23 protein-coding genes and 2 pseudogenes are annotated in these 23,805 nt (G+C 70.9%); 15 read left to right on the top strand and 10 right to left on the bottom strand.

From position 1 onward, the window contains the following. Positions 1 to 512 precede the first annotated feature (512 nt). Entirely contained in the window at positions 513 to 1,718 is a 1,206-nt protein-coding gene (locus D9T14_RS09195) for an MFS transporter (RefSeq protein ID WP_232012428.1), read from the bottom strand. A 108-nt stretch (positions 1,719 to 1,826) separates the two neighbouring features. Here D9T14_RS09195 and D9T14_RS09190 point away from each other — a divergent pair, with 108 nt between their 5' ends. Beyond that, complete coding sequence (locus D9T14_RS09190; RefSeq protein WP_119161425.1) at positions 1,827 to 2,213, top strand: rhodanese-like domain-containing protein; 387 nt, start codon at positions 1,827 to 1,829, stop codon at positions 2,211 to 2,213. 160 nt (positions 2,214 to 2,373) lie between these two features. Here D9T14_RS09190 and D9T14_RS09185 read toward each other — a convergent pair whose 3' ends face one another. Next, positions 2,374 to 4,098, bottom strand: coding sequence for a glycerol-3-phosphate dehydrogenase/oxidase (locus D9T14_RS09185; protein WP_119161426.1), 1,725 nt, complete (start codon positions 4,096 to 4,098; stop codon positions 2,374 to 2,376). Positions 4,099 to 4,593: 495 nt separating this feature from the next. Here D9T14_RS09185 and rpsF point away from each other — a divergent pair, with 495 nt between their 5' ends. The 6 genes and pseudogenes from rpsF to D9T14_RS09155 all read left to right on the top strand — a co-directional run bounded on the left by rpsF (position 4,594) and on the right by D9T14_RS09155 (position 8,666). Next, entirely contained in the window at positions 4,594 to 4,881 is a 288-nt protein-coding gene (gene rpsF, locus D9T14_RS09180) for a 30S ribosomal protein S6 (protein WP_119161427.1), read from the top strand. Between the two features lie 175 nt (positions 4,882 to 5,056). Further along, positions 5,057 to 5,611 (top strand): single-stranded DNA-binding protein, encoded by a 555-nt coding sequence (locus D9T14_RS09175; RefSeq protein WP_119161428.1) that lies wholly within the window; start codon positions 5,057 to 5,059, stop codon positions 5,609 to 5,611. A 131-nt stretch (positions 5,612 to 5,742) separates the two neighbouring features. Continuing rightward, complete coding sequence (gene rpsR, locus D9T14_RS09170) at positions 5,743 to 5,982, top strand: 30S ribosomal protein S18 (RefSeq protein ID WP_119161429.1); 240 nt, start codon at positions 5,743 to 5,745, stop codon at positions 5,980 to 5,982. Between the two features lie 17 nt (positions 5,983 to 5,999). Then, a complete protein-coding gene (rplI, locus tag D9T14_RS09165; protein WP_119161430.1) occupies positions 6,000 to 6,446 on the top strand; it encodes a 50S ribosomal protein L9 in 447 nt (148 codons plus the stop codon). 370 nt (positions 6,447 to 6,816) lie between these two features. Beyond that, positions 6,817 to 7,651, top strand: a pseudogene (locus D9T14_RS14255) (methyltransferase domain-containing protein). A gap of 187 nt (positions 7,652 to 7,838) precedes the next feature. Next, on the top strand, positions 7,839 to 8,666 hold the full coding sequence (locus D9T14_RS09155; RefSeq protein ID WP_119161431.1) for an SDR family NAD(P)-dependent oxidoreductase: 828 nt from the start codon (positions 7,839 to 7,841) through the stop codon (positions 8,664 to 8,666). A 6-nt stretch (positions 8,667 to 8,672) separates the two neighbouring features. Here D9T14_RS09155 and D9T14_RS09150 read toward each other — a convergent pair whose 3' ends face one another. Further along, positions 8,673 to 9,791, bottom strand: a complete 1,119-nt coding sequence (locus D9T14_RS09150; protein WP_119161432.1) for a glycerate kinase — start codon at positions 9,789 to 9,791, stop codon at positions 8,673 to 8,675. A gap of 173 nt (positions 9,792 to 9,964) precedes the next feature. Beyond that, positions 9,965 to 10,570 carry an HAD family hydrolase gene (locus D9T14_RS09145; protein ID WP_119161433.1) on the bottom strand — a complete coding sequence of 202 codons (606 nt, stop codon included), beginning with the start codon at positions 10,568 to 10,570 and terminating at the stop codon, positions 9,965 to 9,967. Between the two features lie 165 nt (positions 10,571 to 10,735). On the opposite strand from D9T14_RS09145, the gene D9T14_RS13670 reads away from it, so the two are divergent. The 4 genes from D9T14_RS13670 (at position 10,736) to D9T14_RS09130 (ending at position 14,274) form a co-directional block, all read left to right on the top strand. Beyond that, positions 10,736 to 10,906, top strand: a complete 171-nt coding sequence (locus D9T14_RS13670; RefSeq protein WP_170175633.1) for a hypothetical protein — start codon at positions 10,736 to 10,738, stop codon at positions 10,904 to 10,906. Positions 10,907 to 10,992: 86 nt separating this feature from the next. Beyond that, the gene (locus tag D9T14_RS09140) at positions 10,993 to 12,024 is read left to right on the top strand and encodes a DNA-3-methyladenine glycosylase family protein (RefSeq protein ID WP_126464152.1); all 1,032 of its coding nucleotides are present in this window, start codon (positions 10,993 to 10,995) and stop codon (positions 12,022 to 12,024) included. Between the two features lie 257 nt (positions 12,025 to 12,281). Further along, positions 12,282 to 12,962, top strand: a complete 681-nt coding sequence (locus D9T14_RS09135) for a TIGR00266 family protein (protein WP_119161435.1) — start codon at positions 12,282 to 12,284, stop codon at positions 12,960 to 12,962. A 97-nt stretch (positions 12,963 to 13,059) separates the two neighbouring features. Further along, entirely contained in the window at positions 13,060 to 14,274 is a 1,215-nt protein-coding gene (locus tag D9T14_RS09130) for an MFS transporter (protein WP_119161436.1), read from the top strand. A 4-nt stretch (positions 14,275 to 14,278) separates the two neighbouring features. Here D9T14_RS09130 and D9T14_RS09125 read toward each other — a convergent pair whose 3' ends face one another. The 5 genes and pseudogenes from D9T14_RS09125 to D9T14_RS14250 form a co-directional block, all read right to left on the bottom strand. Continuing rightward, positions 14,279 to 15,709, bottom strand: a complete 1,431-nt coding sequence (locus D9T14_RS09125) for a sensor histidine kinase (RefSeq protein ID WP_310648471.1) — start codon at positions 15,707 to 15,709, stop codon at positions 14,279 to 14,281. Further along, on the bottom strand, positions 15,706 to 16,392 hold the full coding sequence (locus D9T14_RS09120; RefSeq protein ID WP_269471262.1) for a response regulator transcription factor: 687 nt from the start codon (positions 16,390 to 16,392) through the stop codon (positions 15,706 to 15,708). Before D9T14_RS09120 ends, D9T14_RS09125 begins: the two co-directional genes overlap by 4 nt. Before the next feature lie 5 nt (positions 16,393 to 16,397). Further along, the gene (locus tag D9T14_RS09115) at positions 16,398 to 17,201 is read right to left on the bottom strand and encodes a type 1 glutamine amidotransferase family protein (RefSeq protein WP_147434119.1); all 804 of its coding nucleotides are present in this window, start codon (positions 17,199 to 17,201) and stop codon (positions 16,398 to 16,400) included. 128 nt (positions 17,202 to 17,329) lie between these two features. Further along, a complete protein-coding gene (locus D9T14_RS09110) occupies positions 17,330 to 17,788 on the bottom strand; it encodes a low molecular weight protein-tyrosine-phosphatase (protein WP_119161440.1) in 459 nt (152 codons plus the stop codon). Between the two features lie 224 nt (positions 17,789 to 18,012). Beyond that, positions 18,013 to 18,282, bottom strand: a pseudogene (locus D9T14_RS14250) (WhiB family transcriptional regulator); the annotation flags it as partial. A 268-nt stretch (positions 18,283 to 18,550) separates the two neighbouring features. On the opposite strand from D9T14_RS14250, the gene argF reads away from it, so the two are divergent. The 3 genes from argF (at position 18,551) to alr (ending at position 21,512) form a co-directional block, all read left to right on the top strand. Next, a complete protein-coding gene (argF, locus tag D9T14_RS09100; RefSeq protein WP_119161442.1) occupies positions 18,551 to 19,579 on the top strand; it encodes an ornithine carbamoyltransferase in 1,029 nt (342 codons plus the stop codon). 71 nt (positions 19,580 to 19,650) lie between these two features. After that, a complete protein-coding gene (locus D9T14_RS09095) occupies positions 19,651 to 20,265 on the top strand; it encodes a mismatch-specific DNA-glycosylase (RefSeq protein WP_119161443.1) in 615 nt (204 codons plus the stop codon). 116 nt (positions 20,266 to 20,381) lie between these two features. After that, positions 20,382 to 21,512 (top strand): alanine racemase, encoded by a 1,131-nt coding sequence (gene alr / locus D9T14_RS09090; RefSeq protein WP_119161530.1) that lies wholly within the window; start codon positions 20,382 to 20,384, stop codon positions 21,510 to 21,512. A gap of 9 nt (positions 21,513 to 21,521) precedes the next feature. Here the strand turns inward: alr and D9T14_RS09085 are convergent, their stop codons facing one another. Next, positions 21,522 to 22,229, bottom strand: a complete 708-nt coding sequence (locus tag D9T14_RS09085; protein ID WP_119161444.1) for an EcsC family protein — start codon at positions 22,227 to 22,229, stop codon at positions 21,522 to 21,524. Positions 22,230 to 22,447: 218 nt separating this feature from the next. Between D9T14_RS09085 and D9T14_RS09080 the strand changes: the two genes are divergently transcribed. Then, positions 22,448 to 23,740, top strand: coding sequence for a citrate synthase (locus tag D9T14_RS09080; protein WP_119161445.1), 1,293 nt, complete (start codon positions 22,448 to 22,450; stop codon positions 23,738 to 23,740). The last annotated feature ends 65 nt before the right edge of the window (positions 23,741 to 23,805 follow it).

The following is a 23,805-nucleotide window of genomic DNA, read 5'->3' as shown; positions in this document are numbered from 1 at the left end:
GCGTGATCAGCCAGCGCCGTACCCTCCATCGCGAACTTCATACCCATGACCGGTCAAGACCTCCTCCATGCCAGCCCAGGACCCACACGGCCCCAGACGGGGGTGAACACGAAACAGCCCATCCACAAACCAGCAGCAAGCTATCGACCGGCCGGCCCTTCCGGCAGTACCACCACACCCCCAGAAAACCCCCAGAAACACCCCTAGGTGACCAGCCAACACCCTCCCACTAGGCATTTCACTACGACACTCCTCGAGCTGCTCGCAGTCCTCGGCCTGTGGCGCCTGCGCCATCGGGCTGTTCCGCCGACGGAACGGCCCTCAATGCGCACGCTCGACAGCCTCCCCGAGCCTGCGTCCACCGGGCTCATCGGCCAGGGTCTACTGCTCACCACATACGGGGAACCATCTGTAATGAACTGCCCGTCGTCCGCCATTCACTCCGTAGAGCCCGTCCCGCACGACTGAGGTCCGGCTCATCAGCGGCACAGCCGGTCGGGGTCACCCAAGGTCTAAACAGTCCGGTTGCGCGGCGTCCTGGTCGCTGACATGGGGCTCATGCGCACCGCGACCAGCGCGCTGACGAGGAGGAAGGCCACGCCCACGGCGAAGGCCGGGGCGCGCCCGAAGGCGTCGGAGACGGCCCCGGCGACGAGCGGCCCGACGATCGCGCCGCCGTCGTTACACATCGAGAAGACCGCCACCGCAGTACCGCCCTGCACGCCGCCGGTGGCGTCGCCGACGCTGGCGGCCGGGGCGGTGCTCATCGCCGCCGCGCCGACCGCGTAGACGCACATGGCGGCGATGACCATCCCGATCGAGCCGCTGAGCGGGACGGCCATGAGGGAGGCCGCCATGACGAGCGAGCCGGCGAGCATGGCCGGGCGGCGGCCGACGGTGTCGACGAAACGGCCCACCGGGATGACCGCGACGGTCTGGATGACGGCGGCGATCGCGAAGACGGTGCCCGTCCACGTGGCGCTCAGGCCCAGCCCGACCGTGATGACGAGCGGGATGAGCGCGTTGCGCACCCCGGTGGAGTTCCAGCCCTGCGCGAAATTGGCGACGAGGGCTGCCTGGTAGCGGCTGTCGCGCAGCACCCGGCGCATCGGGGCCCCCTGCGGGGCCTGGTCGCCCGCGGCGTCCGGGCCGGTCAGCGTCCTCGGCAGCAGGACCAGGCCGAGGACACTGGCGACGAGCAGGGTGAGCGCGTAGAACTCGAAGGGGGCCTGCAGGCTGATACCGGCCAGCAGCCCGCCGACCGCCGGGCCCGCCATGCTCCCGATGAGGAACCCGCTCTGGTAGAACCCGGTGGCGCGCCCGCGCATCGTCTCGGGCACGACGGCAAGGAGCACGGTCATCGACGAGACGGTGAACAGGGCCGAGCCGACCCCGCCGACCGCGCGCCAGCCGAGCAGCCACCAGTAGCTGCGGGCGATGCCCATGAGGGCGCTCGAGACCGCCACGAGCAGCAGGCCGACACCGAGGGTGGTGCGCGCCCCGATCCGTGTCATCACCTGGCTGCTGAACGGGCTCGTGGCCAGGCGCACCGCGGCGAACGCGGAGACGACGACGCCGACCATGAAGTCGTTCGCCTGGAAGGAGCCGGCGAACAGGGGCAGCACCGGCACGATGACACCGAAACCCAGCCCGACGAACAGTGCGATGACGCCGAGGATGATGACGCCGCGGGGCATCCGTGCGCGCTGCTGGTCCACCGCACCAATCTACGTCCGCCGGCATGGCCCGAGGGGCGGCTGCGGGGCCGCCCGCACCGGGCGGCCGGCACGGCCCGCGCCCGGTGCGGGCTCCTCTACAATCGCGGCATGGGCTGGCTGCGCAGGAAGAAGGACGACGGCGCCGGGACACCCGCCGAGGGGCAGGTCGACGTCACCTCGGCCCTGCACGCGATGGCCTCGGGCGCGGTACTCGTCGACGTGCGTTCCCGACCCGAGTACGAGCGCGGCCACATACCCGGCGCACGCCTGGTCGACCCGCGCGAACTCGCCGCCTCACCCGTCGACGCCATCTGGGGCGACGACCCGCTGGCCGAGACCGGCAAACCGATCATCGTTGTGAGCTCGACCGGTTCCCGGGCCGGGGCCGCTGCCCGTGCCCTGCGCGAGAGCGGTTTCGACGCCCTGGTCCTCGCCGGGGGCCTCGTCGCCTGGGCCCAGGACGGCCAGGTGCTCATCCCCGGCCCGCCGCGCTGAGCCGCGCCGGTCCGCCCATGCGGCGGGCCAGAGACCCCGCCCCCTGGACAGGCCCCCGTGGACAGGGCCGGGCACGGGGCGGCGGCGACAAGAGACGACCTCCTGCGGGCCGTTCGTCGCCGCAGGCGCCGTCGCACGGGACCCGGCGCGGGGAGGCCGGTCAGACCGGCTTCGTCAGGTGGGCGACGGCGGCCTCGTCGGTCTGCTCGGTCTCGGCGGCGGCGAGCTGGGCCACCCGCTCGGCGTAGGCCGACTTCTCGGCCTCCGCGCGCGCCTCGTCCCAGCCGAGCAGCGGGGCGGCGATCTCGAGGATCTCGTCGGCCGCCCCCAGCCCGCGGTCGCGCTGCTCCATGTCGAGACGGACCCGGCGCAGCAGGATGTCGTCCAGGTGTGCGGCGCCCTCGCGGGTGACGGCCCAGGCGACCTCGGCGCGCAGATAGCCGGGAGCCGCGGCCAGCGGCGCCCCCAGGGCTGGGTCCGCGTCGATCGTGGCCAGCAGGTCCGTCGTCTCGTCGCCGTACCGGTCGAGCAGGTGCATGACGCGGGCCAGCGTCCAGCCGCGCTCGCGGGCGATGTCACCGGCGCGGGCCACCAGCTCGTGGTAGCCGGGGGCGCCGACGAGCTGCAGGTCCTGCGTCACGCACGGGTGCGCATGGGCCCGGGCCTCGCCGAGCGCGAAGTCGACGGCGTCGGCCGCCATGACCCGGTAGGTCGTCAGCTTGCCGCCGGCGATCGAGGTCAGCCCCGGGGCGACGCGACTGACCGTGTGCTCGCGGGACACCTTCGCCGAGGAGGCCTCCGAGCCGGGCTTGAGCCGGGGCTGCAGCAGCGGGCGCAGGCCGGCGAAGACGCCGATGATGTTGTCGCGGCTGATCTTCGTGGCGAGCACCTCGTTGGCGTGGTCGAGGACGTAGTCGATGTCGGCGGCCGTGGCGATCGGCCTGGCGACGTCGCCCTCCCACGGGGTGTCGGTGGTGCCGACGACCCAGTAATCGGGCCACGGGATGATGAACAGCACCGACTTCTCGGTGCGCAGGAAGATGCCGGTCTCGGCGTCGATGGCCTGCTTGGGCAGCACGATGTGGATGCCCTTCGAGGCGAGCACCTTCAGGCCGCCGTCCGGGGTGGCCAGGTCCTGCGTCTGCTCGGTCCACACGCCGGTGGCGTTGATCGTCTGGGCGGCGCGGATGTCGTGCTCGGCGCCGGTGGCCAGATCGAGGACGTGGGCGCCGACGACCCGGCCGTGGTCGTCGGTGAGATAGCCGGTGACCTTGGTGCGGTTCGCCGCCGCGGCTCCGAGGCCGACGGCCGTGCGGACCAGGTCGATGACCAGGCGCGCGTCGTCGACGCGGGCGTCGTAGAAGCGGATGGCGCCGGCGAGCCTGCTCGTGTCGAGGGCCGGGGCCAGGGCGGCGGTGCCCTTGCGGGTCAGGTGCCGCTGGAGCGGGACGGTGCGGTGGCCGCGGGCGCCGGCGACGGCCAGGGCGTCGTACATGCCGACGCCGACCGCCGAGTAGACGCGCTCGTACTCGTGCTTGAGGGGCCACAGGAAGGGCTGGGCCTTCACCAGGTGCGGTGCGTTGCGGGTGAGCAGCCGGCCCCGCTCGGTCAGCGCCTCGTGCACGAGGGCGAAGTTGAGCTGGTAGAGATAGCGCAGGCCGCCGTGGACGAGCTTGGAGGACCAGCTCGAGGTGCCGGACGCCCAGTCGCCCATCTCGACGATGCCGGTGCGCAGGCCCCGGGCCGCGGCGTCGAGCGCGATGCCCGCGCCCGTCACACCGCCCCCGACGACGAGGACGTCGAGACCCTCCGGTCCGGTCAGCTCGTCGAGCGCCCGGGCGCGCTGGTCGTTGTTGAGTGCCGAGTCGTGGCGGGACGTGCTCATGGAGACTCCTTCGGTGGAAACAACATTGATGTGCTCCCCTTGAAGTGTTGGTGAGCGCCGGTCGGCGGACAACGAATCCGCACGGAGGTGCAAGGCTAGCCTTAGCTCATGGTCAAACGAGCGTCCTGGCCGGCCGCACTCGCCGGCGGGCGCGGTTGCGGGCCTCCCCGCCGCGGCGGCCGAGCCGGTCTCGCCGCTCGCCGCCGCATCGACCCGCCCGCCACCCTGCGCCGCGCCCCGGTGCGGGCTTCGCCGTCCCCACCGCCGTGCAGCATCAGAGCATGTCCGGCGCCGCGGGCCTGGTGAGGGCCGGTCCGGTGGTCGTCGTGGGGTTCACGGCAACTGGTTCCCGGCCGGCGGGCAGCGCTTAGCCAATCGGGGCGTCGTCGCGTAGAATCGGTTCCCGGCTGCGCGCACCCGTGCGCAGCCGAGCATTTGCCCTCCTGCCATGGGACCCGCCCATGGCCGTCGAGACCGAAGGAGGTGGAGTTCGCAATGCGCAAGTACGAGATCATGGCCATCATCAGCCCTGACGTCGACGACCGGCAGTTGCAGCCCATCGTTGACAAGTACGGCCAGCGTCTGGTCGCCGAAGGCGCCACCGTCGACGAGGTCGACATCTGGGGTCGTCGTCACCTGGCCTACCCGATCGACAAGAAGACCGAGGGGCACTACGTGGTCTGCACCGTGACCGCTGAGCCCGCGGCCGTCGCCGAGATCGACCGTCTCATGTCGATCGACGAGCAGATTCTCCGGACGAAGGTTCTGCGCATCGACGTCTGACCCGGCTCCTCGGGGCCGGAGCGTCAAAAGGGCTGTTCGCGGGACACACTGACTCACGTCAGGGCACGCCGAGTAGCCGCGCACGCCCGGCACGGGAGCAGGAGGCCCAGGACGTCGGGAACCGAGGACGAGACAAGCCCAGGACAAGAGCAAGGACAGAGAGAAGGCACACACCATGGCAGGCGAGACCCAGATCACACTCGTCGGCAATCTCACCGCCGATCCCGAGCTGCGTTTCACCCCTTCGGGGGCGGCGGTCGCCAACTTCACGGTGGCGTCCACGCCACGCACCTTCGACCGCCAGACCAATGAGTGGCGCGACGGTGAGGCGATGTTCCTCAACTGCTCCGTCTGGCGGCAGGCCGCCGAGAACGTGGCCGAGTCGCTGACCAAGGGCATGCGCGTCATCGTGCAGGGCCGGCTGCGGGCCCGCAGCTACGACGACCGTGAGGGCAACCGTCGCACGGTGTTCGAGGTGCAGGTCGACGAGATCGGCCCCTCGCTGCGCTACGCCACGGCCCGGGTGACCCGCACTCCGCCCGGCGGTGGCGGCGGCAACTGGTCCGGCGGCGGAGCGCAGTCCTCGTACGGCAACACCACGCAGTCCGGTTACCAGCAGCCGGCCCAAGGCGGCCAGCAGGACTGGAACCAGGCGCCCCAAGGTGGCGGCCAGGCCCAGCAGGTCAACGACCCGTGGGCCAACGCCCAGAGCGACGAACCGCCGTTCTGAGCGGCAGGCCCGCCCCGTCAGGGCAGCGGGTCCCGTCATCATCCACCAGACAAACCAAGGCACATTCCGGTGACAGAACACCGGGCTCAGGGGACCGCCCGGCGGTCCCGCACGACCGAAGGAGCACCACAATGGCCGGTCCACAGCGCAAGTCTGTGAACAAGAAGAAGGTCGCCCCCATCAAGACGACCCACGTCGACAACATCGATTACAAGGACACCGCCACGCTGCGCAAGTTCATCTCCGAACGCGGCAAGATCCGCGCCCGCCGCGTGACCGGCCTGTCCGTGCAGGACCAGCGCAAGGTCGCCATCGCGATCAAGAACGCGCGTGAGATGGCTCTGCTGCCCTACACCTCGAACAACCGCTGAGAAGGGGGATCACCGACATGAAGCTCATTCTCACGTCCGCTGTCCAGCATCTTGGCGTCGCCGGTGATGTCGTCGAGGTCAAGGACGGCTACGGCCGTAACTACCTGCTGCCCCAGGGCTACGCGATCGCCTACACCCGGGGCACCGCGAAGCAGATCGAGGGCATCCAGCGGGCCCGCAACGCACGCACGATCCGCGACAACGAGCACGCCCTGCAGCTGCGCGAGCAGCTCGAGGCCCTCACCGTCCAGGTGCCGGCCAATGTCTCGCCGTCGGGCAAGCTGTTCGGCGCCGTCTCCGGCTCGGACATCGCCGTCGCCGTCAAGAAGGCCGGCGGCCCGGCTCTCGACAAACGCGCGATCACGCCGGTCAAGCCGATCAAGCAGCTCGGCCCCCATGCCGTCCAGATCAAGCTCACCGATGCCGTGAAGCTGCGCCTCACCATCGAGGTCGTTCCCGCCTGAGGCGTCCCGGAACAGGACAGGTTGGGCCGCACCCTGCGGGGTGCGGCCCAACCGCGTCCAGAGCGTCGGATCGAGTCCCGGTCTGCCGCAACGACGGTAACGTGCGGCCCAGCCGCGTCCGGGGCGTCGCGCCAGGCATGACGGCTCCGTCACGGCCTCGGGCAATCGGGGCCAGGACAGCCGGTCAGGGCCTCCGCCCGGCTGATCCGGCCATCCGGGCCGGTGTTGTTCCCCGAAACGGGCACCGGGACCGTTCGGTCAGTGACAGACTCCTAGCTGGGACCGGGGCGTGCCCTCCGGGCCCGGCTGGCGTTGCCGGTTCGCCGACTGGCCGGCCGTCCACCGCAGGACCAGACTCGTGGAGTTCAGGATGACCACAGTGACCGACGACTCAACCCTGGCCGACTACAGCCACGGCCACGACCAGAGCGTGCTCGTCTCCCACGCCACCAGGACGGCCGCCGACAGCTGCGGCTACTTCCTCGACCGGCTCAAGCCCGGCGCCAGGGTCCTCGACCTGGGCTGCGGTCCGGGTTCGATCACCCTCGACCTGGCCCGGATCGTCGGCCCGGAGGGGCAGGTGGTCGGCGTCGACGCCGCGCCCGCCGCCATCGAGGCGGCGAGCCGGGCGGCGGAGGCCCTGGGGGGACGAGCGGACGCGATTCCTCGTCGGCGACGTCTTCGACCCGCCGGTCGAGGCCGGCGGCTTCGACGTCGTCCACGCCCACCAGATGCTCCAGCACCTGGCCGACCCCGTCGCCGCGCTGCAGACCATGGGACAGATGTGCGCGCCCGGCGGCATCGTCGTGGCGCGGGACGCCGACTACGCGGGCATGCACTGGTTCCCCGCCAGCGTGGCGCTGAGCCGCTGGCGTGAGATCTACAGCGCGGGGGCGCGCGCCCACGGCAGCGAGCCCAATGCCGGGCGCCGCCTGCTGTCCTGGGCCAACACGGCCGGGCTGCGCGTGATCAGCGCCGGCTCGTCCACCTGGACCTACGCCGACGACGACTCGCGTTCGTGGTGGGCCAGCAGCCAGGCCCGGCGGGTCCGCTGCTCGAATTTCGCGGCCCAGGCCGCCGAGCAGGGCTGCACGCCGGAGCAGATCGAGCAGATCGCGCAGGGCTGGGAGCGCTGGGGCGCCAACCCCGACGGCTGGTTCTGCATGCCGCACGGCGAGATCATCGCCAGCCCCGAGTGGACGTAGCGGCCCGGGCTCCGTGCGCGGAGCCGCGGTGACCCCACGACCGGTCAATTGATGAGCCGGCCCAGCGTGAACACCGGCGGGCCCACGGCTGCGCGGGGCCGGGCCGGCCGGCGCGTGCCACCACCAGCCACCCGATCCCTTCTCACACCATGCGCGGCCGGGTCGTCCGCCCCTAGACTTGGTGGCCATGAGCGGACGCACGATCGTCATCACCGGAGCGAGCAGCGGCATCGGCGCCGAAGCAGCCAGGCAGCTCACCGAGCGGAACGAGAAGGTGGTGCTCGTCGGACGCAACCCGCAGCGCACCGCCGACACCGCCCGCCCTATCGGCGCCGACTACTTCCTTGCCGACTTCAACCACCTCGACCAGGTGCGCGAGCTCGCCCGCCAGCTGGACGAGCGCTACGAGCGGATCGACGTGCTCATCAACAACGCCGGGGCCAGCGCCCCACGCCGCCGCGTCACCGCCGACGGCTACGAGCAGGACCTCCAGGTCAACTACCTGGCGCCCTTCCTGCTGACGAATCTGCTCATGCCCAGGCTCGCCCGGTCCCAGGCCACGGTCATCACCACGGCGTCCGTCGGACACCGCTTCGCCCGGCTCGACCTGGACGATCTGCAACTCGAGAAGGGCTGGGGCGTCATGCGCGCCTACGCCAACTCGAAACTGCTCGACATCCTCTTCACCCGCCAGCTGCAGCGGCGCTTCGGGGATCTGGGGGTCAGCGCCATCAGCTTCCACCCCGGAATCGTCGCCAGCGGTTTCGCCCACGACGTCGGCGGCTGGCTCGGCTGGTGGTACCGCTCGCGGCTGGGCAGGATGCTCATGACCAAGCCCGCCGCGGCGGCCGAGGACATGGTCTTCCTCGCAGAGGGCACCCCCGGCGAGGACTGGGTGCCCGGCGAATACTATGTCGGCCGCAAACGCGCCGGCACCAGCTCCCAGGCCCGCAACCGGAAGCTCGCCGAACGCGTCTGGGCGATGACCGCCGAGATGCTCGACATCGAGGCCTGAGCCTGCTCAGGACCGTGACCGCACCCAGGCCGCGACCGCGGTGCGCAGATTCTGGCCGCCCGAGGCCAGCGCCTCGTCCAACGGGGCGTCCTCCGGCGTGATGGTGACGAGCTCGGTCACGCCCCGGTCGAGCAGGACGCGGGCGCCGTCCAGGATGCGCCCGGCGAAGACGACGACCGGGACCCCGGGCCCGTCGGCGGCCGCCGTGATCCCGGCAGTCGTCGCGCTCGTGAGGCTCCGTGCGTCAACGGTGCCCTCCCCGGTGAGCACCGCCGTGGCGCCCGGCAGGACCGAGTGCAGGCCGCCGGCCTCGATGACGAGTTCGGCACCGGAACGCATCCGGCCGTTGAGGAAGGTGAGAACCGCCCAGCCCAGGCCTCCGGCGGCCCCGGCGCCCGGGGCGGAGGAGATCGAGACGCCGCGTGTCCCGCTGAGGGCCGACAGGCGGGTCAGCAGGGTGTCGAGCAGGGCGACGTGCTGCGGTGCCGCCCCCCGCTGCGGGCCGAAGACCGCGCTCGCCCCGTGGGCGCCGAGGAGGGGCGCGGAGATCTCGCTGGCCGCCTCGACCTCGAGATCGGCCAGACGCGGGTCGAGACCGCTGACGTCGAGGCTGGCCAGGCGCGCCAGACCCGTCGGGCTCGTCTCGACGGGCTCGCCCCGGGTGTCGAGGAATCGCACGCCGAGTGCCGCCATCATCCCGGCGCCGCCGTCGTTCGACGCCGAGCCCCCCAGGGCGACGACGAGTCTGCGCGCCCCGGCGTCGAGAGCCGCGAGGATGAGCTCGCCGACACCGAAGGAGTCGGCGGCCAGGACGTCGCGGCGGGCCGGCTCGACCCGTTCCAGGCCGCAGGCGCAGGCGGCGTCCAGGATGACGGTGTCGCCGATCCGGTGGATGACCCCAGCCACTGGTTCGCCCATGGCGTCGTGCACGGGCACGTCGATCGGCTCGGCCCCGAGCGCGGCTGCCAGCGTCTGCGCGAATCCCTCGTCGTCGACGGCCAGGGGGCACAGGACGGTCTCGGCGCAGGGGTCGGCGTCGCGGACACCGGCTGCCATCGCCTCGGCGGCTTCCACCGATGTCAGCGACTCCTTGAAGGAATCGGGGGCCAGCACGTATCGGCTCATCAGGGACCTCATGGATCGTTGCCGCACCTGGCGGGCCGGGCCCGCCTCGGCGCCGCCACGTCGCGGCGCCCGGGTGCCGTCGGCGGTCGGGACCCGCCGACGCCCCCATGGTAACGGCGCCGGGGAGCCCCGGCAGGCCCGGCCGTCCCGGGTCCGGGGTCCGTCATGGCCGGTCAGGGGACGATGAGGCCGTGCTCGAGCAGCACGGCGCGCAGGCCGGTCGTTCCCGAGTCGCGTTCGAAGAGCACTGCCTGGATGCCGAGGGCGCGGGCCGCCTCGACGTTCTCGTCGACGTCGTCGATGAACAAGGTGGTACGCGGATCGCAGCCGAGTTCGTCGAGGATGATCTGGAAGAAACGCGGGTCGGGCTTGGCGACGCCCATCTGGTAGGAGTAGAAGGCGCCATCGGTGTGCAGCTCGTAGCCCTTCTCTGCGATCATCCGCCTGCCGCGTCGGGGCTGCTGGTTCGTGGCCAGATAGATGCGCACGCCGTGCCTGCGTACCTCGTCGAGCAGGTCGAAGACACCGGGCACGGTGTGGGTCTCGTGCCAGACATTGAGCACCTCGTCGGGATCGACGTCGACGTCCTTGTCGGCGATGAACGAGGTGATCTCGGCGCGCAGGTCAGTCGTGCCGTCGAGGGACGGTGGTTCCAGGCGCAGGATCTCGGACAGGGTTGCCCGGTCCCCGAACAACCGTGCCATGCCGGGCGCGAAGTTCGGGTTGTGCTGAGTCACACCGTCAGCGTCCAGCAGGAGCGTGGCGATGGGCGGGGTCACGATATTCCTCCATTGGAATTCGAAGTCGGCGCATCCAAGTGTGCCAGATACCGGCGTCCCGCCTGCCTACCCGCGAGCGGCTCGACCCCGATGAGCTGCGGAAGGCCGGGCCACTCAACGGCTTGAGTTACACCGATGTAGTTGTGCACAGTGTGGACAACTGCTGTGGACAACCTCGTCAGATCTGGTGAAACCCCTGGTCAGGGCATTGTGGAGAACCTGCCGCCGGGGCTCCTGGGTGTTCGTGCGGCGGCCGGCGCGAACCGGACCCGGCCGCTGGGCTGGGGTTTCGTCCGCGCCGTCGGCGAGCACAGCGACGTAATTACAGCCATGTGAGTTGTACACATTGTGGACAACTCCTGTGGACAACGCGGTCCCGGACGGTCCCGGGACTGTCGGTGCCCACGGCTAGCGTCGCCATCATGACGACCACACGGGTGAGCACAGGGCGGACCGGGGTCCCGGCCGGCGGGCAGCGCACCATCGGGGGCGCTGCGAGCCGGCTCGACGAGACGATCATGCGCATCACCAAGGGGCCGGCCGATCCGACGCACCACAGACTCGGGCCGCGTCACTGGCTGCGTGCCACCGGCACGCCGCAGGGCCCGGCCCTGGTCGAGCTGGCCGGGGACGGGCCCGATGTGCGCGTGCGCGCCTGGGGCCCGGGCGCCGCCTGGTCCCTCGACCAGGCGCCCCGCCTGCTCGGCTGTCACGACGATCCGTCCGGCTTCGGGGCCCTGACCGCGCTCAACCCGGTGCTCGCCGCCGCGCACGCCGCCAACAGGGGGTTGCGCATCGGCGCCACCGACAACCTCGCCGAGGCGCTCGCCCCCGCCGTCATCGAGCAGAAGGTCACCGGCCCTGAGGCATTCGGCGGCCTGCGCCGGCTCATCGTCCGGCACGGCCGGGTCCCGCCCCTGCCGGCCGGGTCGCTGGGGGAGCGGGCCAGCCGGATGCGGCTGCCGCCCAGCGCCCGGGACTGGTGCGCCGTGCCGAGCTTCGAGTTCACCCGGGCCGGCGTCGATGGCCGCCGCGCGGCGGCGCTGGTCGCCGTCATGCGCCGCTGCCCCTCACTCGACCGCGCCCTCGCCGGCGCCGGGAGCGGGGCAGAGCGCGCCCGCCTGCTGCAGACGATCCCGGGCGTCGGCCCGTGGACGGCGGCCAAGGTGCTCCAGTGGGCCTGGGGGGATCCCGATGCGTGGAGCGTCGGAGACTTCCACGCACCGCGGCTCATGACCGTGGCGCTCACCGGCCGTCGAGGCGGCGGCGAGGCGGCCGAGCAGGCCCTCGCGCCCTACCGGCCGCACCGCTACCGGGTCGAGTTGCTGCTCGCCCCGGCCGTCGCCCGCGCCGACCGGCGCGGCGCGCGAATGAGCCTGCCGGAGCACGTGCCGGGCATCCGGCCACGGACGCGATCGGGCAGCCGTGGCCGGCACGGCACGGGCGTCAGATGACCTGGGCGCGAAACCGGCCATCCTGCGCCCGCCGGGAGGGGACGACCGGCTCCGGGGGCGGGAAGACGTCGCGACCGCCGTCCCGTGCCGGCAGGGGGACGTGCACGCCGACCACCTGCGCCGCCGACCGCGGTCTGCCGGCCGTTCGTGGTCTGCCTGGTTCCCAGGGGGTGGTTCGCCAGTCCGTGCTCCCGGCCGTGTTTCCGGGTTCACCCGGCGCGTGTTCCCCGGGCGGGGCTCTCTGAGAGACTGGGCGCATGGAAATCCAACTGCGACACACTCCCTCGTTCGGTGTGGCCCGCCTCCTGCTCGCCGGCAACGAACCCGTCACCGTGCAGAGCGGCGCCCTCATGGCCTACAGCGCCGCCATGACCGTCGACGCGACGACCGGGGGCGGCGTCATGAAGGGTCTGAAGCGTTCGATGCTGAGCGGTGAGAGCTTCTTCGTCTCGACCGTCACCGCGCCCCCGCAGGGCGGCTGGGCCGATGTCGTGGGCAATCTGCCCGGCGACGTCATCGCCCTGCCCATCACTCCCGACCGCGAACAGTTCATCACCCGCGGCAGCTGGGTGGCCAGTTCCTTCGGCGTCTCGACCGAGACGAAATGGGCCGGGGCCCGCAATCTCCTCGGCGGTGAGGGCGGTTTCGGCCTGCGCGCCTTCGGCGAGGGGCAGGCCATCGTGAGTGTCTACGGCGCCCTCGATGTCATGGACCTCGGCCCGGGCGAGCAGGTCATCATCGACACGGGCCACGTCGTCACATACGACCTGGGCATGAACGTCGAGCTGCGCCAGTCCAACAGAAGCCTGTGGCGCACGGTGAAGAGCGGTGAGGGCTTCGTCTTCCTCTTCACCGGTCCCGGCCGGGTGCTCGTGCAGTCGCGCAACCCTCGCGATCTCAACGCCTACATCGCGACGCACTCCGCCGGCTCGGGCTGAACCCCGCCGACCGGCTTCCGCGCCCGTTGACGTGTCCTCCGTCCCGCGGACGGTGCTGGGCCGGACGAGCATCCCGCCGTAAACTCCCCAGGTGCTGATGAGCAGTGACCAGCGGAGCCGGCAGACGCCCCCGAGAGCCCCGAAACGGCTCGTCAGGGCGCGGTTCGGCGTCTTGACCATCTTCTTCGTCAATGGCGCCACCTTCTCCTCGCTCGTGCCCCGCTACCCGCAGATCATCGAGCAGCTGCACGCCAGCACGGCGGCCTGGGGAGTCGTGCTGGGCCTGGCCCCCGCCGGCGGCATCGTCCTGGGCTGGGCCGCCGCCGGGCTCATGAGCAGATTCGGCTCGCGCAACACCGCCGCGGTCTGCCAGGTCCTCTCGACCCTCGCCCTGCTGGGATTCGTCGTCGCCCCGTCCCTGCTCTGGGTCGGCGCGGCGATGCTCGTCATGAGCGTCTTCGACGCGCTGACCGACACGGCGATGAATTACCACGCGCTCGTCCTGCAGCGGGCCTACGGACGGTCGATCCTCAACGCCTTCCACGGCTGGTGGAGCATCGGCGCCGTCGCCGGAGGCCTCGCCGGCTCGGCCATGGCCCAGCTGCGGGTACCGCTCGTCGCGCAGGGTGCCGGGACGATCCTCGTGTGCTCGGGGCTGGTGGCGCTCAGCCGGCTGCTCATGCTGCCCCGCGACGGCGCGGGCTCCGAGCAGCACAGGGCCGGCCGGCCGCGGGCCGCCGGCCTGAACCCGCGCACCCTGGCGGTGCTCGTCGGCCTCGGCGCGCTGGGCGCCTTCGGTGCGGGCATCGAGCAGGGCGGCAGCTCCTTCGCGCCGCTGTACATGAACGAGCAGTTCACCGTGTCGGCCTTCGTCGCGGGCCTCGGCTTCGTCTCGCTCATGGTTGCTCAGACGGCAGGGCGGCTGCTCGGCGACCGACTCGTCGACCGGCTCGGGCAGCGGCGTACCGTGCAACTGGGGGCGCTGCTGTGCATCGCCGCAATGACCCTGGCCATCGCGGTGCCCGCGCCCGTCACCGCCCTCATCGGCTTCGCCTGCTCGGGCTGGGGGATCGCGACGATGGTGCCCGCCGCCATGCACGCCGGCGACCGGGTGGCCGGCGTCGCACCCGGAGTGGGGCTGGTCGTCACCATGTGGGTGATGCGGGTGGGGCTGGTGCTCTTCCCCGTGGTCATCGGCGCCATCGGCGACGCGGTGAGCCTGCGCATGGCCATGGTCCTGCTGCCCGCCACGGCAGCGGGCGTGCTGGCGCTGTCACCGCTGCTCGGCGACGGCCGGGCCGGGCGGCGGTGAGCGGTCACTCGCCGGACCCGGCTCCGAGGGCGTCCGGCGGGGCCGGCGGCAGGCGCAGCGTGAACATGGCGCCCCCGCCCGGCGCGTTGCCCGCCCCGACCATGCCGCCGTGCGCGCCGATCGTGTGCGCCACGATCGACAGCCCCAGCCCGGTGCCAGGGGTGTTGCGCGCCTTGTTGGACCGGTAGAAGCGGTCGAAGATGTGCGGCAGGTCGTCGGGTGCGATGCCGGGGCCCTCGTCCGAGACGGTGAGGGTGCCGTCGGTGAGGTGCACGTGGACGGTGCCGCCCTCGGGGCTGAACTTCACGGCGTTGTCGAGCAGGTTCGTCACCGCCCGCTCGAGGTTGTCCGGCTCGCCGACGACGAAGTACGGCTCGGTGCGCACGTCGAAGGTGAGGCCCTTGCCGCGCCGCTTCGCCCTCGTCACGGCGGCGTCGACGACGCTCGCGAAGTCGAGCGGCTCGGGGCTGGGCAATACCACCTCGTCGCGGCTGAGCTGCACCAGGTCGCCGACCAGCGAGGTGAACTCGCCCAGCTGGGCGGCCACGTCATCGAGGATCTCGGCGCGCGCCCCCGGCGGCAGCATGCCCGTGTTCTCGTCGGCCACCAGCAGCTCGATGTTCGTGCGCATCGAGGTGAGCGGGGTGCGCAGCTCGTGGCCCGCGTCGGCGATGAGCCGCTTCTGCCGTTCGCGGCTGGACTCCAGCGAGGTCATCATCTGGTCGAAGCTGCGTGACAGGTCACCCAGCTCGTCGTCCCTCGTGGAGCCGATGGGGGTGAACCGGTCGGTGACGATGACGTGCCGCACCGCGTCGGAGAGCTGGCGCAGCGGCCGCATGACCCTGGCCCCGGCGCGGAAACCCAGGAAGGCGGCCAGCACGACGAACGCCAGACCGATCCACAGGGTGATGGTGCCCAGGGTCTCGATGGTGCTCAGCACCGGCCCGAGCGGTCGGGCCAGGACGAGGGCGTAGCCGGCGTTGTCCTCGGAGGCCATCGGCACCGCGACGAGACGGTACTTGGTGTGGGTGGAGCCCAGTTCGACGGTGCGCGCGGACTTCCCGTACTGGATGCGGGCCACCCGGATCTCCGGGTCACCGGGCTCGATCGAGACCTGCTCGTCCTGCACGCGGACGATCGTCCGATCGGACTTCACGAGGACGACGTTCACGTTCGCCGCCGCCAGCGAGGTGCTGTTCAGCCCGCCCAGGCTCGTCACGTCGGACTGGATCGGCGTGACCATGTAGCCGGCGGCCGTGACCAGTTCCTCGTCGATCTCGTCGTAGAGGGCGCGCTGGGTGACGACGTAGGTCGTGAGACCGACGGCGGCCACCGCGACCGCCACGGCGAGCGCCATGAGCACGCTGAACTTCTGCTGCAGGTCACGTCCGCTGCGCCGGGAGATCCGGCGCAGCCGGGCGACGAGTCCTCTCACGACTCTGCTTCGCGCAGAACGTAGCCGACCCCGCGCACCGTGTGGATGAGGCGCGGCTCACCGCCCTGCTCGGTCTTGCGGCGCAGATAGCCGATGTAGACCTCGAGCGAGTTGGCCGTCGTGGGGAACTCGAAGCCCCAGACCTCGTTGAGCAGCCAGCTGCGTTCGAGCACCTTCGTCGGGTTCTTCATGAAGGTCTGCAGCAGCGCGAACTCGGTGCGCGTCAGCGTGATGTGCCGGCCGCCCCGGGTGACCTCGCGGGTGGTCGGCGACAGACGCAGGTTCGAGAAGGTCAGCGTCTCGTCGGGCTGGGACTGGTCGGGGTGGTTGCGCCGGGTCAGCGCGCGCAGCCGGGCGAGCAGCTCGTCGAGCGCGAAGGGCTTGACCATGTAGTCGTCGGCGCCGGCGTCGAGGCCATCCACGCGGTCGCCCACGGCGTCCCGGGCGGTCAGGACGAGGATCGGCACGTCGTTGCCGCTGGCGCGCAGCATGCGTGTCGTCTCCAGGCCATCCAGGCGGGGCATCATCACGTCCATGACGATGGCGTCCGGGCGCTGGGCCGAGAGCTTGGCGAGCGCGTCGACGCCGTCCTCGGCGGTCTCGACCTCGTAGCCGCTGTAGTGCAGCGACCGGGCGAGCGAGTCGCGGACGGCCTGGTCGTCGTCGACGACGAGGATGTGCATGGGCATCAGGTGGCCTCCCCAATGGCGGATGATGACGGATTGACCCCGGCCGGGTTCGGGGAGGGGGTGGTCTCGCCCGCGGCGGGGGTGTCCTGGTTCGTGGCGGGGAAGGCGACGGCGCGAGTACGGCGGATGCGTACGTCACCGCCGTCACTGTGCACCCACTGGACGATGCCGTCGCCGAGCGCGTCGAAGGCGCCGCTGACCGGGTCGACGAGGAGCGTCACCCCCTCGTCGAGGGCCACCGCGTACGAGGCGGGGCTCGTGATGACGGCGGTGATCGCCCGCTCCAGCCGGTGCCGGGTGTCGGTGCTCGTTTCGACCGTCGTGCCGATGACCGCCAGGCCGTCGGCCACGACGAGTTCGCCGTCCCCGGAGGCCTCGTCGGCGACCCGGCGGCCACCGGCCAGCGAACCGGAGACGATGGCGTGCTTGGCGACGAGGCGGGCGCCGGCGCCCAGGCCCAGGTAGACGAGCCCGCCGCGGATCGCGCGGGCCAGCGGTCTGCGCTGCTCCCCGAGCGAGGAGAGCAGGGCGGCGCCGTCGACGTCGGTGATGACGATCCCGCTCAGCCGACCGGGATCGTCCGGCAGGGCCAGGGGCTCGCCGGGCACCAGACGGAACGCCTCGACCTCGACCTGGCCGGCGACGCCGAGCCGGGCGGTGAGTTCATCGAGCAGCTCCTGGCCCTGCGCGCCGTCGACGACGACCCCCACGTGCCCGCTGCGCGTGGCCGCCGCCCCGGCGAACCGCGCCACGACGGGTTCGGGCAGCTGGTGCGCCCCGGCGCCGGACAGCAGAATGCTCATGCGTCAAGCCTACCGAGCCCGGGCGAGGGGGCGGGGGACGGGATGCGAGCGAGCCCCAGCCGCCCTGGTTTCCCGAAAACGCGTGCCACTTCGGGACACGCATGCGTACGGTGGTGCGCTGCCGTGACTCACCAGGTGCTCGTCTCGGCAAGCAGCGCCGGCATGGCCGCCTCGATGACCTCCAGGGTCGACTCGAAGCCGGCCGGACCGCCGTACCAGGGGTCGGGCACGTCGGTGCCCTCGCGGCCCGGGACGAAGTCCGTGAGCAGCCGCACGGCACCGGCATCGGCCCCCATCTTGACGAGACGGTCGACCTGGTAGGCCTCCATGGCGACGAGCAGACGGGCCCGCAGCTCGTCCCGGGTGATGCGGTGGGCCAGGTGACTGCCCGGCTCGTAGCCGTGGGCGCGCAGGCAGCGTGCCGCTCTCGGGTCGATCGGATTGCCGTGCTCCTCGCCGCTGATCCCCGCCGAACCGATGTCCAGGACGGCGCCGGCCTCGAAAGCCTTCGCCCTGGCGACCTGCTCGGCCATCGCGGACCGGCAGATGTTGCCCAGGCAGACGAAGACGAGTTCGGCCCGGCTCATGGCCGCTCCTGACCAGTGCCGCGATGCACCGTTCCCGGCGCTGCTGCGCCACCGTAGCCGGCCAGTCTCCCCTGGGGGCCGGCCTGCGCCACGGTGAGGGGGCCGCGCGTCTCGACGACGTCGGTTCTCCTCATCGTGCCCAGTGGGGTCGGGCGGAGGGTGCCGCCCGCCATCGTGTCCGGCCGCCCGGGCACGGTGGTCTTGATGGCGTTGAGGCCGAAGGCGTCCCACCAGCTCTTGACACAGGGCCGCTCGCGCAGGAGCGCCCGCCTCTCGCGCTCGGTCATGCCGCCCCAGATGCCCCACTCGATCCGATCGTCGAGTGCGACGGCCAGGCACTCCCGCCGGACCGGGCACTTCGTGCAGATGCTCCTCGCGCTCTGCTGCTCCGAGGCCTCGGGGAAGAGGTCATCGCCCATGCCACGGCATGCGGCCTGCATCATCCACTCGTACTCCTCGCCGGTCCTCGGGCGCCCTTCGTTGCGCGCGGCCATGTCGAGATTCTCCTTCCTCAGCGCAGAGGTGCACGGCCCTGCCGGGCCACGACCGAGGCGAAGGGAGCGCTGCGAACTCATCGCTCACCGTGCAGCGCGCACTTCGATTGAAGTCACCCTCATTGATCCATTAATTATTCTTGCGTTGGTCCAGTGCTACTCGTTTTCATGGGAAAGTGCAAGTCGGAGGGGGCAACGGAGTCCTCCGGCGGGCGGCTGGGTGCACGGCCGGTAGAGTATTCCCTCCACGTGAGGTGAGGGGGAACACATGTCAGTCGATCTGCACGGCCGCAGCTTCCTGAAGGAGGCCGACTTCACGCCCGAGGAGTGGGCCTGGCTGCTTCGCCTCGCCGGTGAACTCAAGGCGGCGAAGAAGGCCGGTGCGGAGCGCCAGCACCTCGTCGGCAAGAACATCGCGTTGCTGTTCGAGAAGACCTCCACACGCACCCGGTGCGCCTTCGAGGTGAGCGCCCACGACCAGGGCGCCCACGTCACCTTCCTGGACCCCTCCGGCTCGCAGCTGGGTCACAAGGAGTCCATCGCGGACACTGCCCGCGTGCTGGGCCGCATGTTCGACGGGATCGAGTACCGGGGTTTCGGTCAGGAGCGCGTCGAGGAGCTGGCCGCCAAGGCCGGCGTCCCGGTCTGGAACGGCCTGACCGACGAGTGGCACCCCACCCAGATGCTCGCCGACCAGCTCACGATGACCGAGCACACCGGCCGTCCCCTTGCCGAGACCACCGTCGCCTACATCGGCGACGCCCGCTTCAACGAGGGGAACTCCCATCTGGTCTCCGGCGCCCTGGCGGGCATGGACATGCGCATCATCGCGCCGAGACAGTTGCAGAACGAGACCGAGGTGCAGGCCGTGGCGGCTCGTATCGCCCAGGCCACTGGTGCCCGCCTGACCGTCACCGACGACCTCGGCGCCGTCGAGGGCGTCGACTTCGTCTCGACCGATGTGTGGGTGTCGATGGGCGAACCGGTGGAGGTCTGGAACGAGCGCATCGAGCTGCTGCGCGCCTACCAGGTCAACCGGACCCTGCTCGAGGCCACCGGCAACCCCGACGTCAAGGTTCTGCACTGCCTGCCGGCCTTCCACGATCTGGGCACCACCATCGGCCGGCAGATCCACGAGGCCACCGGCATGAGTGCCCTCGAGGTCAGCGACGAGGTCTTCGAGGCCAATGCCGACGTCATCTTCGACGAGGCCGAGAACCGGATGCACACGATCAAGGCCGTCATGGTCGCGAGCCTCGCCGACGGCATGATCGCGCCCCGCGCCATCAACTGGTGAGTCACCGCGCGCGGCGGGAGCTGCCGGCGCCCACGGTTGAACCGCCGGGCGGTTCGGCCGAGGATGGGCCCGTGAGATTCAGCAGGGAGCAGTTGCAGGCCTACCGCAGTGCGCGGGTGCCTGATCTGCTGCCCAGCCCGCTGCGCCTGCTCCTCGTCGGTATCAACCCCAGCCTGACGAGCGCGGCAGCCGGGGCGCACTTCGCCACCCGGGGCAACCGGTTCTACCCGGCGCTCGCCGCGGCGGGCATCATCGGTGAGGCCTTCGACGTGTCCGGCGGCTACCCTCCCGAGGGCCTGGCCCAGCTGCGGGAGGCCGGTATCGGGGTGACGAACATCGTCCACGAGGCCAGCGCCAGGGCAGCCGAGCTGAGCCCGGAGCAGCTGCGCGCCGGGGCGGCCGAACTGGTCACCAGGATCGCCGGGCTGCACCCGAGAGTCGTCGCGGTCCTCGGCATCACAGCCTACCGGGTGGCCTTCGCCAGGCCCGGGGCCGTGACCGGCGAGCAGCCCGAGGTCATCGGATGGGACGACGGTACCGGGGCGAGCAGGCTTTTCGTCCTGCCCAATCCCAGCGGACTCAACGCCCACGAGACGGTCGCCTCCCTCGCCGACGCCTATGCCGGGGCGGCCCGGGCAGCAGGGATCCTGCCGGCTCCCGATGGGATCTCGAGGTCACCCCGGTAGCACCCTTGGACTTCCTCAGGGGAAACCCTGGGAAGTTCCTGTCGGTCGATTCATGAGGGGTACGAGAGCTGCCGGTCCCGCTAGAAGCCCGTCCGCGGCAATGACAAGATGTGCACATGCTCTATGCGACCCACGCCGAGATCAGTCTGCGAGCACTCGCGGCGAACGCCCGTGCCCTCCGTGAACGGGCAAGCGGTCGCAAGGTCCTGGCGGCGGTCAAGGCGAATGCCTACGGCCATGGTGCCGTCACCGTCGCGCACGCCCTGGAACGGAGCGGCCTCGTCGACTGGTTCGGTGTCGCCACCGTGCCGGAGGGCATCGAACTGCGCGACGCCGGTATCTCGCTGCCGATCCTGAAGTTCTCGCACTCCTTCCCCGAGGAGCTCGAGGAACAGCTCGCCTCCGGCGTCACGCCCACCGTCGTCGACAGCGCGAGCGCGGCCCTCGTCGCCCGTATCGCCGGCGACCTGGGCCAGGTCAAGGTTCACCTGGCCATCGACACCGGAATGGGGCGCATCGGCTGCACGCCCGAGGATTCCCTCATCGTCGCCCGCCGCATCGAGGAGCTGGGGCTCGTCCTGGAGGGCGTCTTCACGCACCTGCCGATCAGCGACACGCCCGAGGGCCACGACTTCACCGTCGGCCAGCTTCGCCGGTTCAATGACGCGGTCACCGCGATCCAGGCCGATCGTGCTGCTCGTGGACTGCCGCCCGTCCCTCTCGTCCATGGCGCCGCCTCGGCGGCGCTGCTCGGGCACGAGCTCACCGGCATGACGATGGTGCGGCCGGGGGTGTCCCTGTACGGCATGTACCCCGATCCCGCCACGCCGAAGACCGTCGAACTGGAACCGGTCATGTCGCTCTACAGCCGCGTCAGCATGATCAAGCACGTCCCGGCCGGCACGACGATCGGCTATGGCCGTACCTGGCGGGCCCCCACCGACCGCTGGATAGCCACCGTGCCGATCGGTTACGGCGACGGGTTCAGCCGGCTGAACTCCAACACCGGGCGCATGCTCGTCAACGGGCGCAGCTTCCCGATCGCCGGGCGCGTCTGCATGGACCAGACGATGCTCGACCTCGGTGAGCGGGACGACCACAGCGTGCGGCCTGGCAACAAGGTCACCCTGCTGGGGGTCGATGGTGACCAGCGGATCACCGCCGATGAACTCGCCGAGCGGGCCCGCACCATCAACTACGAGGTGACGACCGCGCTCAGTGCACGTGTCCTCAAGATGCCGTACTGACGTGCGGCCCTAACCGGACTGCGTGATCGACCGGCGAACGACGAACTGCTGGCGCGCGTATCGCGCGACGGCCCATGTGACGTAGCTGTCGGTGGCCAGGCCGACCCCGCCGCCGATCACCGGCACCCGCTTGCTGACGAAGGCGACCGTCTGTTTCGTACCCGCCCGCCCGAGCAGCGACGACAGCACCTGCTCGGCGATCTGCTGTTCGAGGGCCTCGTCGGGGACGGGCGCCGTCGCGATCCCCAGCGGCGTGCTCGGCAGCTTGCCGTCGGCGATGAGGCCGTCGACCGTGCGGTGCCCCAACAGCGTGATCCAGATGGCCTGGCGCACCCGGGGGTCGTCGAGGTCATAGCCGCGCAGGTGGGCGATCGCCGCGACCATGCGCGTCTGGATCACCGTGATGGCGGCGAGATTGGCGGGGATGCCGGCAACGGCCGTGACGGCCCCGCCGAGGTTCACCACGAAGCCCTGGGCGCCGGCCATGGAGGTGTGGGCGCGTGCGACGGCGTCGATGGCCGCCTCGGTGCCGCCCCGCTGGCGGCCGAGCGCGGTGGCCGCGGCCTCTCGGGCGCCGGGCAGCCTCGCGACCCCGTTGATGGCGTAGTCGGCCAGGTGACGCAGGACGTTCGCGGTCGGCCCGGAGGCCACCACCGGGACGATCGACACGAGGGCGCCACCGATGTCTGACGCGGACGGTTTCTTGATGAGAGCCATGGAACCTCCTGGGCCGGGTGTCTCAACCGTAGCCGAGGGCCGGGTGTCCACCCCCGCGGGCGCCGGACCGGCAGCCGTCCCGGGGATCGTAGTATGGACCGGTTACTGAACGCCGTGGACGGCGTCATCAGGCCTCCGGCCGCAGTCACGGCGCCACTGTCCGGCGCCCGTCCTGGTCCCCGGGAAAGAGGCGGCCATTGACCTAGGAAGGACGAGTTGTGACGGAATTCGCCAAACTCGAGATCGACGGCAAGACCTACCAGCTGCCCATCGCGGTGGGCAGCTGCGGGGAGAGGGCCATCGACATCGGCTCGCTGCGCGCCGAGTCCGGTTACATCACCCTTGACGAGGGATACCGCAACACCGGCTCGTGCAGCTCGGCCATCACGTTCATCGACGGTGAGAAGGGGATCCTGCGGTACCGCGGCATCCCGATCGAGACCCTCGCCGAGAAGTCAGATTTCCTCGAGGTCGCCCAGCTGCTCATCTTCGGTCACCTGCCCACCAAGGCGCAGACCCAGAGCTTCAGCGACCTGCTCACCGAGAACGCCGCGCTGCACACCTCGATGAGCAAGCACTACGACGCCTTCCCCGAGCAGGCGAACCCGATGGCCATCCTGTCGGCCATGATCAATGCGCTGTCCTCCCACGATCGCCCCAGGATCGATCCGGGCGACGATGCGATGCTCGAGCGCTACGCCGCCAATCTCATGTCGAAGGTGCGCACCATCGCCGCCGGTTCCTACAAGACCTCGGTGGGCGAGCCGATCGTCTACCCCCGCCAGGACCACCGCTACGCGCAGAACTTCCTGCACATGATGTTCTCGCTGCCGTACCGGGAGTTCTACCCGAGCGATGCCCAGGCGCGCGCGCTCGACCTGTTCTTCCTGCTGCACGCCGACCACGAGCAGAACTGCTCCACCTCGACCGTGCGCATGGTGGCCTCCGGCAGCGCGAACCTGTACGCCTCCTGCTCGGCCGGTGTCGACGCCCTGTGGGGCTCGCGTCACGGCGGTGCCAACGTCGCGGTCGTCCAGATGCTCCAGCGTCTGCGTCGCGAGGGCATCAGCCCCGCACGCTTCCTGGCCGACGTCAAGGACCGCCGGAACTCGGTGCGGCTCATGGGCTTCGGACACCGGGTCTACAAGACGATGGACCCGCGTGCCAGGCTGCTCGGGGAGACGGCTGATCAACTGCTCGAGTCGATGCACGTCGAGGATCCGCTGCTCGACCTGGCGCGTGAGCTCGCCGAGGTGGCCCGGGCCGATGACTACTTCGTCGAACGCAACCTCTACCCGAACGTCGACTTCTTCTCCGGTGTCATCCTGCGTGCCCTCGGCATCCCGCTGAGCATGTACACGGTGATGTTCGCGATCGGCCGGGTGCCCGGCTGGATCGCCAACTGGCGCGAGATCTACTTCAACGAGAGCACCCGCATCTACCGTCCCCGCCAGATCTACACGGGACCGGCCGAGACCGAGTGGGTCGACCTCGAGGACCGTCCGCAGTGAGCCCAGCCGACACCCAACTGAGGCGTTCCTGAGAAACCATCTGAGGGAAGAGCTTCAGTTTTCAC

It is taken from the genome of Propionibacterium australiense, from assembly GCF_003666605.1.
In the GTDB taxonomy this organism is placed as follows: Bacteria; Actinomycetota; Actinomycetes; order Propionibacteriales; family Propionibacteriaceae; genus Propionibacterium; species Propionibacterium australiense.
The sequence above is the reverse complement of the archived record's forward strand: the minus strand, read 5'-3'. Positions and strand labels throughout refer to the sequence as shown.